This window comes from Novosphingobium sp. YAF33, assembly GCF_052113265.1.
Taxonomy (GTDB): Bacteria; Pseudomonadota; Alphaproteobacteria; order Sphingomonadales; family Sphingomonadaceae; genus Novosphingobium.
In genome coordinates this window covers 240691-256192 of sequence record NZ_JBFRCW010000004.1, presented here as the reverse complement: position 1 = coordinate 256192, position 15502 = coordinate 240691, and the positions used below count along the sequence as shown (strand labels likewise).

Below are 15502 nucleotides of genomic sequence, written 5' to 3'. Positions count from 1 at the left end.
CCGTGTTTCTTGGTCAAACAAGGCCGAAGCGGCATAGAGGGGCAGGGGATGATGAAACGGACGAAGCGTTCTGCGCAAGCAGTTCTGGGCATGGCATGCGCGGTTTCCTGGCTGGCGGTGTCCGCTTCGGCAGGGGCGCAAGTGGCTGGTCCCTTCGATCTCCGGCTTATTCCCGCGGCGCCGACGTGGTCCAGCGACCTCTCCGTGCCGGCGGGCGATTGGACGCTCTCGTTCCGCGCCGCGCTTGAAGCCGGCAGCGAAGGCACTCTGGTCGCGTTGGGAGACGAGACGGCGGCGCAGCTTTCGCTCTCCATCGCGGCGGGACGGCCCGTTCTTTCCGCCGGCGGGCAGTCCGCGCGGGGCGGCGCCCTGAGCAAAGCGGACGCCTGGCACCACTACGCCATCGTCTCGGCAGGCGGCAGCCAGCGCCTCTTCGTGGACGGACGCCTGGCCGCGACCCTGACGCAGCCGCTTGCGGGAGCACCCGGCAAGCTGCTGGTGGCGCCATCGACCCAGCCCTCCGGCGGCATTGCCGCGCGCCTCGTCGGGCTCCGTATCGATGCCGGAGCGATGTCCCCGGCCGACTTGCGCAAGGCCGCCACAGAAGGCCGCGATCCGGCGCTGGTCCAGTTCACCGAAACGAGTGCCCGCTGGCCGCTTCAGGTGAAGCAGATGCAGGGGCAATTGACGCCCCAGCCCCCGGCTACACTCCCGCGCAGCGCGGCCGCGCCGGACAAGCCCATCGCGAAGCCCGTCGCGCCAACGTCCGCGCTCGTCGCCCAAGGCGATGCCGCGTGGACGCTGCAGAAATGGACGCTCGCCGAAGCGCCGGCCGTGTCCGGTGACGGCAGCACGATCTCGCGCCCCGGCTTCACCAGCGGCAAGTGGTACGCCGCAACCGTTCCCGGGACGGTGCTGACCACGCTGGTGGATCGCGGCGTCTATCCCGACCCGGCCCATGGCCTGAACAACCTCGTCATTCCCGAGAGGCTGGCGCGGCAGGACTACTGGTACCGCACCGAGTTCGAACTGCCCTCAGAAACATCGGGCAAGCATTTGGAACTGTTGCTGAACGGCGTGAACTTCAGTTCGCAGGTCTGGGTAAACGGCGTCGAGGTCGGCACGACCCGAGGCGCTTTCGTGCGCGGCCGCTTCGATGTTTCGGCCTATCTCAAACCCGGCCGCAATGCCGTGGCGATCCGCGTTTCGCCGCCGCCCCATCCGGGCCACGCCCATGAGGAATCGCTGACGTCCGGCGTGGGCGAGAACGGCGGCGCCATGATGCTGGACGGCCCGACTTTCGGCGCTTCCGAAGGCTGGGACTGGATCCCCACCATTCGCGACCGACAGACAGGTCTCTGGCAGGACGTGCAGCTGCTCGCCTCGGGCGACGTCCAGATCGGCGATCCGCAAGTCGTCACCACCCTGCCCCGCGCCGACAATTCCGTGGCGAACGTCGAGATCACGGTTCCTGTCGAGAACCTGTCCGACCAGCCCCGCACGGCAACCGTGCGCGGCGCTTTCGACGACGTGACGGTCGAGCGGTCGATCACCATACCCGCGCATCAGTCCGCAGCGGTGCGCTTCTCGCCAGACAGCGATGCGGCCCTTGCGGTACGCAATCCGAAGCTCTGGTGGCCGAACGGCTACGGCGACCCGGCGCTGCACCTGCTGCATCTGACCGCTTCGGTGGACGGCGCCAGGTCCGACGCGAAGGATCTGCGTTTCGGCATGCGGCAGGTGACGTACGAGATGTCGCTGGTGGACGAGACCGGCAACCTCGACCGGGTCGTCATAGACTTCGAAAAGGCCCGCGCGCTCGGCCAGCAGATCGTCGACGAGCGACACGAGGCGATCCGGCAGGTGCGCGGCGGCTGGGCCTATTCCTTTGCTCCGGGCGCCGACAAGTCCCCAGCCGTCACGCCGATCCAGGGCGACGAAGCGCTCTCGCCCTTCCTCGTCCTGCGCGTCAACGGCGTGCGGATCGCCGCGCGCGGCGGCTCGATCGGCATGGACGATTTCATGAAGCGGGTCGACCGCCAGCGGCTGGAGCCGTTCTTCAAGCTCCACAAGGACGCCCACGTCAACGTCATCCGCAACTGGGTGGGCCAAAACACCCAGGCCAGCTTCTTCGACCTCGCGGACGAATACGGCCTGATGGTCATGAGCGACTTCTGGGAATCGACGCAGGACTACAACATCGAGGCCGAGGACGCCGGGCTGTTCCTCGGCAATGCCACGGACGTGGTCCAGCGCTTCCGCAACCACCCTTCGATCATCCTGTGGTTCGGCCGCAACGAAGGCGTGCCGCAGCCGATCCTCAACGAGGGCCTGGATGCCATGCTGCGCAAGGAAGACGGCACCCGGCTCTATATGGCCTCTTCCAATCGCATCAACCTGCACGATTCCGGGCCCTATAACTGGCGCGCGCCCGAAAAGTATTTCACCGAATATTCCAAGGGCTTCGCGGTCGAAGTTGGCACGCCTTCCTTCCCGACGCTGGAATCCTGGGAACGCGCCATCCCGGCAAGCGAGCGCTGGCCGATCAGCGATACCTGGGCCTATCACGACTGGCATCAGACCGGGAACGGCGCGGTGAAGAGCTTCACCGATGCCATGGACCGTGAATTCGGCAAGGCCACCAGCCTGCCGGACTTCGAGCGCAAGGCGCAAATGCTGGAGTACGAAAGCTATCGCGCGATCTTCGAGGGCATGAATGCCGGGCTCTGGACCGAGAATTCGGGACGCATGCTCTGGATGACGCAGCCCGCATGGCCGAGTTCGGCCTGGCAGATCCTGTCTTCCGACTATGACACCCATGGCGCATTCTACGGGATGAAGAAGGCCTCCGAGCCGGTCCACGTCCAGATGAACCTGCCGGACCACAAAGTGATCCTGGTGAACAACCGGATGACGGCACTGAGCGGCGTTACGGTGCGCGCGGTGGTCCAGGCGCTCGATGGCCGGCAACTCGCGGCGCAGGAAAAGAAGCTCGACCTCGTCGGCGGCAAAGTCGGCGATGCCTTCACGCTCGACCTGGCGCCCTTGACGGCATCCGGGCCGGTCCTGATCCGCCTCGAAGCGCTCGACACAACGGGAACACGCCTTTCCGACAACTTCTACTGGCAGGCCACCAGCGACGAGGCGCTTCAGGCCCTCAGCACAATGGCCCCCGTCCCGCTCACAGCGCAAGCGCGGGCCGCGCAAGCTGGCGACGAAGCGAAGATCGAGGTCACCTTGAGCAATCCGGGCAAGACGGCTGCAATCCAGACCAAGCTGACCTTGTTCGACGCTGCCGGCAAACAGGTCCTGCCGGCCTATTTTTCAGACAATTACATCTCGCTCCTGCCAGGCGAGACGCGTAACGTGACGATCACTGCCCCCAGGGATGCGGCCGGAAGTTCACCTTCCGTCAAGCTCCGCGGTTGGAACGTCGCACCCCGGACCATCGCTACAGGAAAATGACCTTGCGACTGAAGACCCTGCCCGCTTTTTCCGCTGCCGTCGCCACCCTTGCCGTCGCCGCCCTTGCCGTCGCGGCCCCCGCCCTGGCCCAGGCTCCGGCCGTTTCGACCCTGCCGGTCCAGACCGCCGCGCAGGCCGCGGACCTGCGTTTGCGTACGGACTGGGCCTGGAGCGCGCGCTACCGCGAGGCGAATGCCACCGATGTCGTGGGCACCGTGAAGCCCCGTATCGTCCTGATGGGCGATTCCATCACGCAGGGCTGGTACGATCTCGATCGCGCCTTCTTCACGCCCGGCAGGATTGGGCGCGGCATCGGCGGGCAGACCACCTCCCAGATGCTGCTGCGCTTCCGGCAGGACGTGATCGACCTCAATCCGCAAGTCGTCCAGATCATGGCCGGAACCAACGACATCGCCGGAAATACCGGACCGATGACCGACGAGCAGATCCAGGCCAACTTCCGCTCCATGGTGGAAATGGCGCAGGCTCACGGCATCCGCGTGATCCTGGCCTCCATCCCGCCCGCCGATCTGTTCCCCTGGCGCCCCGGCCTGGATACGGGTCCGCGTATCCAGCGGATCAACGCCTGGCTCAGGACTTATGCTGCCAAAACCGGATCGGTCTATGCGGATTACTGGACGGCCATGAAAGGCACCGGTCTCGGCGCACGCGAAGGGCTGACGTCGGATCACGTCCACCCGACCCCGGCCGGCTACGAAGTGATGAACAAGGTGGCCGAGGCCGCCTTCACCCAGGCGCTGGCTCTGCCCGCCCCGCGGCCGCTTGCCGCCGCCCGCATACCGTGATCGCCGCAATGCTGCTCGCGGCTTCGGCTGCGAGCACCCCCGCCCCGGTCGTCGAAACCGATGCCGGGACGATCCAGGGGGAAGCGACGCCGGACGGTCGCAGCCTGTTCCGCGGTGTTCCCTTCGCCGCTCCGCCGATCGGCGACTTCCGCTGGCAGCCGCCTCAACCCGTCGCGCCGTGGCAAGGCGTGCGAGAAGCGGTGCGCTCGGCTCCCGCCTGCATGCAGGTGGACTATGGGTGGAACCACGGGGCGGCCGCAAATCAGTCGGAAGACTGCCTCTACCTGGACGTCGCCACCCCTTCCCTGAAACCGAACGCGCCGCTGCCGGTCATGGTGTGGATCCATGGCGGTGGCAACCGCGCCGGTAGCGGCGCGGGAACGGTGGCCTCTCCCATCGTGCGCCGCGGGGTGGTGCTGGTGAGCCTGCAATACCGCCTTTCCGCGTTCGGCTTCCTCTCGCATGCCGCCCTGGGGACGCACTCGGGCAACTATGGCCTCATGGACCAGCAGGCCGCCCTGCGCTGGGTCCGCGCGAATATCGCCCGCTTCGGCGGCGACCCGGCCAATGTCACGATCTTCGGGGAATCGGCAGGCGCTCAGGATGTCGGGCTGCAGATGCTTTCACCCGGCGCGAAGGGGCTTTTCAGCAAGGCCATCGCCGAAAGCGGCACGCCGGGTTTCGGTCTGCCGCCGCGAAGCCTGGCGCAGAACGAGGCGCTGGGCGAAACCATCGTGCGCGCCGCCGGAGCGCCGCCTCACGCCAGTGCCCGGCAGCTTCGCGCACTTCCCGCCGACGCCCTGCTCCGTGCCAGCGACGCCGCCGACGTTCCCGGCCTGGACGACAAGAGCTTCATCTGGCTGCAGGCCGTGACGGACGGCACGGTCCTGACCGAGACGCCCGCGGCCGCCCTGTCGCGCGGCGTGGGGCGAGAGATTCCGCTACTGATCGGCAACAACCTCTACGAACTCGGGCTCTACGGCGCACCGGAGCGTGCCATCGCACGGGGTTTCGGTGCCAATGCCGGCAGGGCCATGGAGGCCTACGGACTTGTCCAGGGCAAGGCACCTCCGGCCGACCTCAACTTGCGGCTGGCCAACGACCTTACCTTMCGTTGCCCTTCGCTCCATGTTGCCGCGGAGCGCGGGCGATCGGGCGGCGCAACGTGGCACTACCAGTTCGACCTCGATGGGCCGGACGCCAAGCCCGTGACCCATGGCTCCGAAATCCGCTACGTGCTCGGCGATGAAGGCGCTTCCGATCAGGCCCTCGCGCCGCTGGCCGCCTATTGGGTGAACTTTGCCCGCAGCGGCGATCCCAACGGCGGCGCCTTGCCCGCATGGCCGCGCTTCTCAAACGAGGCCCGCTCAATGGAATTCACCGCCACCGGATCCAGGGTCGTTGAGAAGCTCTCGGCCGAAGTCTGCGCCCTTCGCACGGCGCCCTGACACGTCACGAAGGCGCCGGTACTTCCTCCGGATCCCAGAGCAGCGCCGCGCCGCGCACGCCCGAGCTGTCGCCCCAGCGCGCCGGAACCACTGTTCCGGCCCACGCGCCCGAGAACGTTCGGGCCTGAACCGCTTCGGCCAATCCTTCATAGATCTGACCGACATTCGACATTCCGCCGCCCAGCACGATCACGTCTGGATCCATGAGGTTGGCCACCACGGACAGCCCTCGCGCCAGTCTGTCTCGGTAGCGCCGCAGCGCTTCCTGCGCCGCTGCATCGCCATCCCGCGCGGCCGCCACGATTGCGGGAGGATCGAGATCGCGCCCCGTCGCGGCCTTGAATGCGCGCTGGAACCCCGTTCCCGAGACCCAGTTCTCAAGGCATCCGCGCAGCCCGCACCAGCAGGCGGGCGCCGGCAGTTCATCCGGGCCGGGGTCCGGCAACGGCATGTGCCCGACTTCGCCGGCCAGCCCATGCGCACCGCCAACCACCTTGCCGTCCAGCACATAGCCCGCGCCGCAACCCGTGCCGACGATCAGCCCGAAAACGGAGGCTTTCCCCGCTGCCGCGCCGTCGATCGCTTCGGACAGGGCGAAACAATTGGCATCGTTGGCAAGCCGGACCTCCCGGCCCAGCGCGGCTTCGAGATCGAGCTGGAAAGGCTGACCGTTCAGGCACGCCGAATTGGCATTGCGGATCAGTCCCGTACCCGGCGTGAGAGACCCCGGGGTGCCGATCCCGACAGTCCCCCGGCGGCCAACTTCCGCTTCCACAGCCGCCACCAGATCGCGCAGCGTCGTCAGCGCCAGATCGTACTTGTCGGGTGTCGGTATGCGGCGGCGGTGCAGGACCTCACCGTCCTCCGAGAGAGCGGCAGCCTCGATTTTCGTCCCACCGTAATCGATTCCAATCCGCATGGTCACGCAGCAGCCCGCTGCATGGGTGGGATCTTCGGCATATTCCTCTCCGGCATTGGATCATGTCATGGGACGGAGATGGAGCTGGCGCGCCGGTTCACCCGGTCATGCCCCACACCGCTTCGATGTCGCGGCATGATGGCATGGCGGATGAATAAGACAATTTCTTTTTTATAACTCTTCGGATCGACCCGCCTGCATCAGGATGGCATCCGAAGGAAGCAGTTGATCGAGGAAGGGCAGGATCGCCGCGCCGATCGCAGGGGCCTCCGCGGGCATCTGCCCGGGATGGACCGGCACCCGGTTGGGCATGGGAACCTGGGCCAGGGCCGCGTCGATCCGGGCGCTGAGCCGCTCGATCAGCGGCACCGGAAGGCGCCCGCCAATCACCACCGCATCGGGATCGAGCAGGCAGGACACCGCCACCAACGGGCCGGTCAGCGCGCGGGTGGCATCGGCGATCCATTGATCCACCGTGGTCGCCATGACCGGATCGAGCGCGAGGAGATCATCGAGCGATTTCAGCGGACGACCTTCGCGCAGAAGACGCTCCTCGATGGCGGACAACGAGACAGTATCCTGCACCACCGCCCCGGGCTCCGCGCCGCCGGCATCCGGCATGAGCCCGATCTCTCCGCTGCGCGAGCGCGCGCCGCGATAGTAGCTGCCGTCGACCACCGGCCCGCCGCCCAGACCGGCGCTGATGAGCAGGTAGAAGAAGCTCGGCCGCTCCTGTCCGCCCACCCCTTGCGCCTCGCCCAGTGCCGCCGCCGCCGCGTCGTTGTCGACGTGGATCGGCCAGGGCAGAACCTCCTTCAAAAGCGCGGAAAAGTCGACTTGCGACCAGCTTTCGTAACCCTCGGGCTTGTGCGGCAGGACGATCCCGCCCAGGTCGTCAGGGCGCGCGACGCCGACGCCCAATATCCGTTCACGGTCGATCTTGCCCGCGGTCAGCACGCCTTCCAGCTCGGCCGAGATGATGTCCACCACGTCGGACGGCATGGCGAAACGGACTTCCCGAGTCACGCGGCTGCGGACTTCTCCGGCCAGGTCGAGCGCCACCAGAGTGATATGGTCGCGATCGACATTGAGGCCGATGGCGAAGGCGCCGTCGGGGTTGATGGCAAGGCGCAGCGCCGGCTGCCCCCGGCCGCCATGCTTGCGGCCGATATGCGCGATCAGTTCCATCTCCCCGAGGCGCGAGGTGATGTTGGCGATCGTGGGCGCCGTCAGCCCGGTCTGCTTCGCCAGGGCGATACGCGTAGTCTCTCCGCTCAGGCGAATGGCCTGGAGCACGATGCGCTGATTGTAGTCGCTGGCCCGGGCCAAATTGGTACCGGAAAGCGAAACGGCCAGTCGCTTGCCGCGGGTTTCTCCCGAATCGGGAGCGGTTACAGTGCGATCCTCTCTTTTCATGGTGCCAAGGACTACAACCGGAACAGTCCCCTAACTAACAAAAAAGAAAAAATTTAAGTTGACCGCTTTTTGCTTTGAGCGGATGTGTACCGCAACACGAGTCACAAAGAATGCTCGTACCAGGAGAGGAAAGCGGCGCTCATGACCGCTGGGTCGACGCCCCTCTCCGAACCAGCGAGGCACGCATAGCGCGTGAGAGGAGAGGAAATGAGGGGAATGAATCAGCACAGTTTCGTGCGTCGCAGTGTCCTGATGGCCGCGACGTCGATGGTCGCCCTGGGTTCGGCGCATGGCGCCTTGGCTCAGGACGCCGCGCAGCAGGGCGCGCCCGTCGTCACGGGATCGGCCACCAGGCTGGCCGTGGCGGAACAGGCCGGTAGCCCCGCCACCGCCCAACCGGGAAGCGAACCCACGGGAAGCGACATCGTCGTCACCGGTATTCGCGCCTCGCAGGAACGCGCCGTCAACATCAAGCGCAATGCCACCTCGGTGGTCGATTCCATTTCCGCCGAAGACATCGGCAAGCTGCCCGACGTCACCATTTCCGACTCTCTCCAGCGCATTCCGGGCGTGCAGATCCTGCGCAGCGCGGGCGAAGGCTCGACCATCAACATCCGTGGGTTGCCGCAGGTGACCACGCTGCTCAACGGCGAAGCCTACCTCGGCGCGCAGTCGATCACCACGATCCAGCCGAACTTCAACGACATCCCCTCGCAGCTCTTCGCCGGCGCCGATGTCATCAAGTCCGCCACGGCCGATTCGCTCAATGCCGGCATCACCGGCACGGTCAACTTGCGCACGCGGCGCCCCTTCGACCTGAAGGAGGGCGTGACGGTCGCTCTTGCCGCGGAAGGCGCCTACGGGGACAAGACCAAGCACAAGTTCGATCCGAACTTCAACGGCCTGCTGTCCTGGCACAACGACCGCTTCGGGGTGATGGTCTCGGCCGCCTATTCCGACGTGCGCCTGTCCAATTCGCACAACGGCATCCAGGAAGGCTACGGCGCCGCGCTGCATGACGAAGGCACGCAGGACGCCACCTCCACGAACGGCTTCTCGCCCGCGAACCGCCCGCGCGGCACGGTGGTGGCCGGCGGCGTGGACGTCAACGGCAACGGCAATTCCAACGACGCCTTCATCGTTCCCCAGGGCTTCACCGGCTGGAACAAGATCAACCAGCGCCAGCGACTGGGCATCAACGGCTCGGCGCAATGGATGATCAACGACGCCCTGACCCTGACGGGCGACGCCTTCTTCACCAAGCAGACCGAGCATGACCGCACGGCCGGCTTCCAGATGCAGGACGTCAACTGGCAGGCGGCGGAATTCGTGCCCGGCGAGTCGCGCGACACGGGAACGACCGTGGTGGGCAAGGACGGCCGGACCTACAATCTCAACACCACGCAGGTCTACAACTACGACCTCGGCAACTTCGATTCCTACGCCCAGACCGACCGCTACAAGTCGCAGTCGCAGAACTACAACCTGGAACTGAAGTTCGACAACGGCGGCCCCTTCAAGGGCAGCCTGCGCGGCATCTATGGCAAGGCTCACCAGTATTACGACCAGAGCTACTTGCAGTTCAGCATGTCGGACGGCCAGCAGTGGCAGCCGGGCGGAATAGGCCACTATCCGGGCGGCGACCGGGTGTTCAACCCGAACGGCTACACGGTCAATACCATCGCCGGCCTGAACTCCCTTCCGGCCGTGGTGGACTTCACCGGCAACAAGCCGGTCTTCACCCTGCCCTCGCAGCTCCTGAGCGAACTGGGCGACATCAGCAACTATGCGCTGAAGACGATGTCTTCCGAAGGCAATTATCGCCGCAACGGCGACCTCAAGGTCGTGCGCGCCGATGGCTCCTATGAAGCATCGCCCGAACTGACGGTCAGCTTCGGCGGCCGCTATTCCGAACGTTCGGTGAACGACTACGAATTCGACCGTGCGGCACCGCTCTATGCCGGGCAGGCCAGCGATCCCAACGGCTGCCTCGTCAAGTGGAAGGCCTTCGACGTGCCGATGAGCGACAGCTCCTGCAGCGCGGGCGACGCTTCCGGCTTCTACACGGCGGGCCTGACGCGCCTTGCCAACGACCCGACCCTGGGCGGCCGCGTCAAGCTGTTCAACCCGGGCGTGGCCGGCGTGCCGAACATGTATGTGCTCGACCCGAAGGCGATGGACAACGCGCTGGCCTTCCAGAACGAGTTCTACCCCGGAAACGTCGAAGTCATGAACCCCGGCGCTTCCTTCAACGTGGGCGTCAAGCAGATCTCGGGCTACGTCCAGACCGACTTCCACGGCGATTTCTTCGGCGTGCCTTTCTCGGGTAACGGCGGTGTCAAGGTGATCAACACCCGGCTCGACATCACCCAGTACGTCACCGGCGGGCCGCAGCCCTACGGTCTGGCCAACGAGCTGGGAGGCTCGGTCGACACCAAGCGCAGCTTCACCGACATCCTTCCGGCCTTCAACGTCGCCTTCGACTTCGCGCAGAACCTGAAGTTCCGCTTCGCCTTCTCGAAGACGATGACCCTGCTGGACCTCAACCAGTGGGGCGGCGGCCTGAACCCCACTTACGCCATCGACACCAGCGTACCCGGAACGCCGATCTTCCGCGTGACCGGCGGTAGCCAGACGGGCAATCCCAACCTCGATCCCTGGCGCGCCACCAACGTGGAAGGCTCCCTCGAATACTATCTCGGCCGGGGAAGCCTGCTGAGCGTCGGCGCCTTCTACATCGATGTCGACAGCTTCATCCAGGCCGGCAACGAGAACCGTACCGACCTGCCGGACAACGACGGCGTCGTTCGCGGCCGCACGGTCTCCATCAGCACCCCGGTCCAGGGATCCGGCGGCTCGCTGAAGGGTATCGAGGCCGGCGCCAAGATCTCGTTCACCGATCTCGGCTTCGTCCCCGGGTTCCTGTCGAACTTCGGCATCGACACGAACTTCACCTTCTCGCCTTCGAACACCGGCGACAAGGACCTGGCCGGCAAGAAGATCCCGTTCCAGGACAACTCGAAGATCCAGACCAACGCTGCGCTGTTCTACCAGGACTCGCATTTCCAGGCGCGCGTGGCCTGGAACTACCGTTCGGAGCGTGCGGTCCAGTCCAACTTCGGCGGCATCACCGGGCTCGAACTGTACCAGGCGCCCACCAACTACGTCGATGCCTCGGTCAGCTACGACATCACGCCGAACATCACGATCTACGGCCAGGGTTCCAACCTGACGGGCGAGTACGAGAAGTACTACCTCACCTGGAAGGACCAGAAGGCCTACAACAATATCTTCGAACGCCGCTTCACCATGGGCGCGCGCGTCAAGTTCTAAGCTCCTCCCTTTCTCCCCCGCCCACCTCCTCCGGGCGGGGGGGATCCTTTTCCGGCTCGGCCCGACAGGGTAGACCCAGCCCGGGGAGTTTCCTGCGATGACAGACAATGCGATCCGTTCCATCCTGATCGTCGGCGGCGGCACCGCCGGATGGATGACGGCCAATCTCCTGGCGACCCGGCTGCGGCGCCTCCCCGTGCAGATCACCTTGGTGGAATCTCCCGATATCCGCACCGTGGGCGTGGGCGAGGCCACGGTCCCGGCGATCCGCGATTATTTCCGCGCCATCGGCGTCAGCGAATTCGACGTGATGCGCGCGACCCAGGGCACGGTGAAGCTCGGCATCGAGTTCCGCGACTGGTCCCGGCCGGGCACGAACTTCTTCCATCCCTTCGGCCGCTACGGCGTCGATGCCTTCTCGGTGCCGTTCCACCAGTTCTGGCTCAAACGGCGCATGGCCGGTGACGACACGCCGCTCTCGGCCTATTGCCTGGCGACCGAGGCGGCCATGCGCAATCTCGTGGTCCTGCCGCCCGAGCAACCCGCCAACGATCTGGGCGTGTTCGACTGGGCGATCCATTTCGACGCCGGACTTTTCGCCCGCTTTCTCTCGCAGCGCGCCCGCGAGGAACTGGGTGTCGCCCATGTCGAAGGCACCATTGCCGGCGTCCATCGCGGCGGCGACGACGGACGCATCGCTTCCGTCACCCTCACCGGCGGCGACACCCTGGAAGCTGACCTGTTCATAGACTGCTCGGGCTTCCGCAGCCTGCTGCTGGGCCAGGCACTCGAAGTTCCTTACGACGACTGGACCCACCTGCTTCCCTGCGACCGCGCCGTGGCCGTGCCCTGCACCCATGGCGACGCACTGACGCCCTATACCCGCAGCACGGCCCTGTCCGCCGGATGGCAATGGCGCATTCCGCTCCAGCACCGCGTCGGCAATGGCTACGTCTATTCGAGCCGCCACATTTCCGACGACGAGGCCACCGCGACCTTGCTCTCGCGCCTTGAAGGCGAGCAACTGGCAGAACCCAACATGCTGCGGTTCCGCACCGGCCATCGCACCCGCGTATGGGAAAAGAACTGCGTGGCGATCGGTCTGGCGGCGGGGTTCCTCGAACCTCTGGAATCCACCTCGATCACCCTGATCCAGAGCGGGGTCGAGCGGCTGCTGGCCCACTTCCCGGACCGGGATTTCGAACCCTCGCTGGCGGACGAGTTCAACCGCATCACCAGTCTCGAATATGCGCGTATCCGCGATTTTCTGCTGCTGCACTATTGGGGCAATCGCCGGCATGGCGAACCGATGTGGGACGCATGCCGCGCGCTGGAACTGCCCGAGACCCTGGCCAGCCGCGTGCGCGCCTTCGCAGGCGGCGGGAAGCTGCCGCGCTACGAATGGGACTCCTTCCAGCCGCCGAGCTGGCTGTCGATGTACGCCGGGCTGGACATCCTGCCCCCACGCCATGATCCTCTGGCAGACCAGCTCAGCGCCGAGGAACTCGGCGCGTCTTTCGCCAAGATGCGCGAAGCCATCGGCCGGGCCACGGCGCTCGGCATTCCGCACGACGAATTCATCGCCGAACATTGCGCCATGCAGACGGACATTGCACGATCCGCACAACCAGCGCCCGTCTCCATAATCTAGGACCACTCGATGCCTCGTACTCTTGCCGTGTTTCTTGCCCTTGGCGCTGCGAGCCTGCCGATCGCCAGCGCGCTCGCGCAGGAGGCATCGCCTGCCGCCACTGCGCATCCCGAACTCTGGCCCAAGGCCAGGAGCACCGGCCTCGTCGATCCGGAAACCGAAGCGAAGATCACCCGGATGATGGCCGAGATGTCGGTGCGCGAGAAAGTCGGGCAGATGATCCAGCCCAGCATCGCCTCGATGAAGCCGGAAGAACTGCGCGAATATCCGGTCGGCTCGATCCTGGGCGGCGGCAACGATCCGCCGCTTTCGGGCAACGATCGCGGCCCCGCCAGCGACTGGATCGCGACGGCCGAAGCCTTCCGCCAGATCTCGATCGAGAAGCGCCCCGGCCACGTGCCGATCCCGGTGATCTTCGGCATGGATTCGGTCCACGGCAACTCCAACGTCTTCGGCGCCACCATCTTCCCGCACAACGTCGGCCTGGGCGCTATGCGTGACCCCGCGCTGATGGAGAAGATCGGGCAGGTAACGGCCGCCGAAAGCGCCGCCTCCGGCTTCGACTGGGCCTTCGGGCCGACCGTCACGGTGCCGCAGGACGACCGCTGGGGCCGCAGCTATGAAGGCTATTCCGAGCGGCCCGAAATCACCCGCGAATATTCCGCCGCGATGGTGCGCGGGCTTCAGGGGGCGCCGGGCAAGAGCCGCATCCAGAACGGCAATGTCGCCGCATCGATCAAGCACTTCCTGGCCGACGGCGGCACCCATGGCGGCATCGACCAGGGCGACGCGCAGATCCCCGAAAAGGACCTGATCGAGCTTCACGTACCCGGCTACGTCAGCGGTATCGATGCCGGGGCGATGACGGTCATGGCCAGCTTCTCCTCGTGGAACGGCGTCAAGAACCATGGCAACAAGTCACTGCTGACCGATGTGCTGAAGGGCCGCCTCGGCTTCGACGGCTTCACCGTGGGTGACTGGAACGCACACGGCCAGATCCCCGGCTGCACCAACGGCAATTGCCCGCAGACGTTCAACGCCGGCCTCGACATGGCGATGGTGCCGAACGACTGGAAGGACCTGTTCAACAATACGCTGAAGCAGGTTCAGGACGGCACGATCCCGATGGCGCGCGTGGATGATGCGGTGCGCCGCATCCTGCGCGTGAAGTTCAAGCTGGGCCTGTTCGATCCCGCGCGTCCCTATGAGCAGCGCAGCGAACTCGGCAAGCCCGAACACCGCGCGGTGGCACGTCAGGCTGCGGCGGAATCGCTGGTGCTGCTGAAGAACAACGGCGCGCTGCTGCCGATCAAGCCGGGCCAGAAGGTGCTCGTCACCGGCACCCATGCCGACGATATCGGCATGCAGACGGGCGGCTGGACGATGTCGTGGCAGGGCACCGGCAACACCAATGCCGACTTCCCCGGCGCCACTTCGATCTGGGGCGGCCTCAAGTCCGCGATCGAGGCTGCGGGCGGCACTGCCACGCTGAGCGCCGATGGCAAAGTGACCGGGCCGAAGCCCGACGTCGCCGTGGTCGTCTTCGGCGAGACGCCTTACGCCGAAATGGTCGGCGATATCTCCACGCTGGAATTCCAGCCGGGCGACAAGCAGGCACTGGCCCAGTTGAAGGCGTTGAAGGCGGCGGGCATTCCGGTCGTCTCGGTCTTCATCTCCGGCCGCGCGCTCTGGGTGAATCCGGAAATCAATCAGTCCGACGCTTTCGTCGCCGCGTTCCTGCCCGGTTCGGAGGGTGAGGGGCTGGCCGACGTGCTGGTCGCCAGAAAGGACGGCACGCCGAACAAGGATTTCCGCGGCAAACTCAGCTATTCCTGGCCGAAGAACGCGGGCCAGTTCGCCAACAACGTCGGCCAGCCGGGTTACGATCCGCAGTTCGCCTATGGCTATGGCCTTAGCTACAAGGACAAGACCACGGTCCCGCAGCTGAGCGAAGTAGCCGGGCTTGATGCCTCGCTCTCGAACGTTTCGGTCTACTACCTGCCGGGCAAGGTGCTCGCCCCGTGGAAGCTCGCCACAGACGGTGCGGTCGCGGTGAAGAACGTCGACGGCGGCGGCACGCAGGAAGGTGCGCGCCAGCTCACTTTCTCCGGCCCCGGCGAAGTGCGTATCGAAGGGCCCACGGTCGACCTCAACCGCCAGAGCAACGCAATGCTTAGCCTGCGCATCGATTATCGTATCGACGCCAGGGGCACGGCTGCGCCGAAGCTGGGCGTGGGCGAGACTTTCGTTGATGGCGGAAAGGTCTTCACCGCCGCGCCGGGCCAATGGGCCAGCGTTAAAGTATCGCTCTCGTGCTTCGCCAAGGCCGGTGCGGACATGACGAAGATCGCGCGCCCCTTCGTGCTGCAAGGCAATGGGGGGCAGACGATCGCCATCTCCACCGTCAAGCTCGATGCCGATCCCACCGGCGCGATCTGCCCCAACTAAGCCGAAAAGAGAGAAC

General features: G+C 65.8%; 8 protein-coding genes. 6 read left to right on the top strand and 2 right to left on the bottom strand.

What is annotated here, in order from left to right:
- Positions 1-90: 90 nt before the first annotated feature.
- The 3 genes from AB4Z00_RS10460 to AB4Z00_RS10450 are packed head-to-tail and all read left to right on the top strand — an operon-like array spanning position 91 to position 5719.
- Positions 91-3465: a glycosyl hydrolase 2 galactose-binding domain-containing protein gene (locus AB4Z00_RS10460; RefSeq protein WP_442045873.1), complete on the top strand. Its 3375-nt coding sequence runs from the start codon at positions 91-93 to the stop codon at positions 3463-3465.
- 2 nt (positions 3466-3467) lie between these two features.
- Entirely contained in the window at positions 3468-4271 is an 804-nt protein-coding gene (locus tag AB4Z00_RS10455; protein WP_442045872.1) for a GDSL-type esterase/lipase family protein, read from the top strand.
- Positions 4272-4279: 8 nt separating this feature from the next.
- The gene (locus AB4Z00_RS10450; protein ID WP_442045871.1) at positions 4280-5719 is read left to right on the top strand and encodes a carboxylesterase/lipase family protein; all 1440 of its coding nucleotides are present in this window, start codon (positions 4280-4282) and stop codon (positions 5717-5719) included.
- A 4-nt stretch (positions 5720-5723) separates the two neighbouring features.
- Here AB4Z00_RS10450 and AB4Z00_RS10445 read toward each other — a convergent pair whose 3' ends face one another.
- The gene (locus AB4Z00_RS10445; RefSeq protein WP_442045978.1) at positions 5724-6638 is read right to left on the bottom strand and encodes an ROK family protein; all 915 of its coding nucleotides are present in this window, start codon (positions 6636-6638) and stop codon (positions 5724-5726) included.
- A 171-nt stretch (positions 6639-6809) separates the two neighbouring features.
- A complete protein-coding gene (locus AB4Z00_RS10440; protein WP_132265812.1) occupies positions 6810-8054 on the bottom strand; it encodes an ROK family protein in 1245 nt (414 codons plus the stop codon).
- Positions 8055-8270: 216 nt separating this feature from the next.
- Here AB4Z00_RS10440 and AB4Z00_RS10435 point away from each other — a divergent pair, with 216 nt between their 5' ends.
- From AB4Z00_RS10435 to AB4Z00_RS10425, 3 genes are all read left to right on the top strand, one after another.
- The gene (locus AB4Z00_RS10435; RefSeq protein WP_442045870.1) at positions 8271-11387 is read left to right on the top strand and encodes a TonB-dependent receptor; all 3117 of its coding nucleotides are present in this window, start codon (positions 8271-8273) and stop codon (positions 11385-11387) included.
- A gap of 97 nt (positions 11388-11484) precedes the next feature.
- Positions 11485-13038 carry a tryptophan halogenase family protein gene (locus AB4Z00_RS10430; RefSeq protein ID WP_134095582.1) on the top strand — a complete coding sequence of 518 codons (1554 nt, stop codon included), beginning with the start codon at positions 11485-11487 and terminating at the stop codon, positions 13036-13038.
- A gap of 9 nt (positions 13039-13047) precedes the next feature.
- Positions 13048-15486 carry a glycoside hydrolase family 3 N-terminal domain-containing protein gene (locus tag AB4Z00_RS10425; protein WP_442045869.1) on the top strand — a complete coding sequence of 813 codons (2439 nt, stop codon included), beginning with the start codon at positions 13048-13050 and terminating at the stop codon, positions 15484-15486.
- Positions 15487-15502: the final 16 nt, after the last annotated feature.

Excerpts from the sequence above, each read along its gene's own strand:
- AB4Z00_RS10435 (WP_442045870.1), top strand. The coding sequence starts at position 8,271 with ATGAATCAGCACAGTTTCGTGCGTCGCAGTGTCCTGATGGCCGCGACG.
- AB4Z00_RS10445 (WP_442045978.1), bottom strand. The coding sequence starts at position 6,638 with ATGCGGATTGGAATCGATTACGGTGGGACGAAAATCGAGGCTGCCGCT.
- AB4Z00_RS10430 (WP_134095582.1), top strand. The coding sequence starts at position 11,485 with ATGACAGACAATGCGATCCGTTCCATCCTGATCGTCGGCGGCGGCACC.
- AB4Z00_RS10440 (WP_132265812.1), bottom strand. The coding sequence starts at position 8,054 with ATGAAAAGAGAGGATCGCACTGTAACCGCTCCCGATTCGGGAGAAACC.
- AB4Z00_RS10425 (WP_442045869.1), top strand. The coding sequence starts at position 13,048 with ATGCCTCGTACTCTTGCCGTGTTTCTTGCCCTTGGCGCTGCGAGCCTG.
- AB4Z00_RS10460 (WP_442045873.1), top strand. The coding sequence starts at position 91 with ATGGCATGCGCGGTTTCCTGGCTGGCGGTGTCCGCTTCGGCAGGGGCG.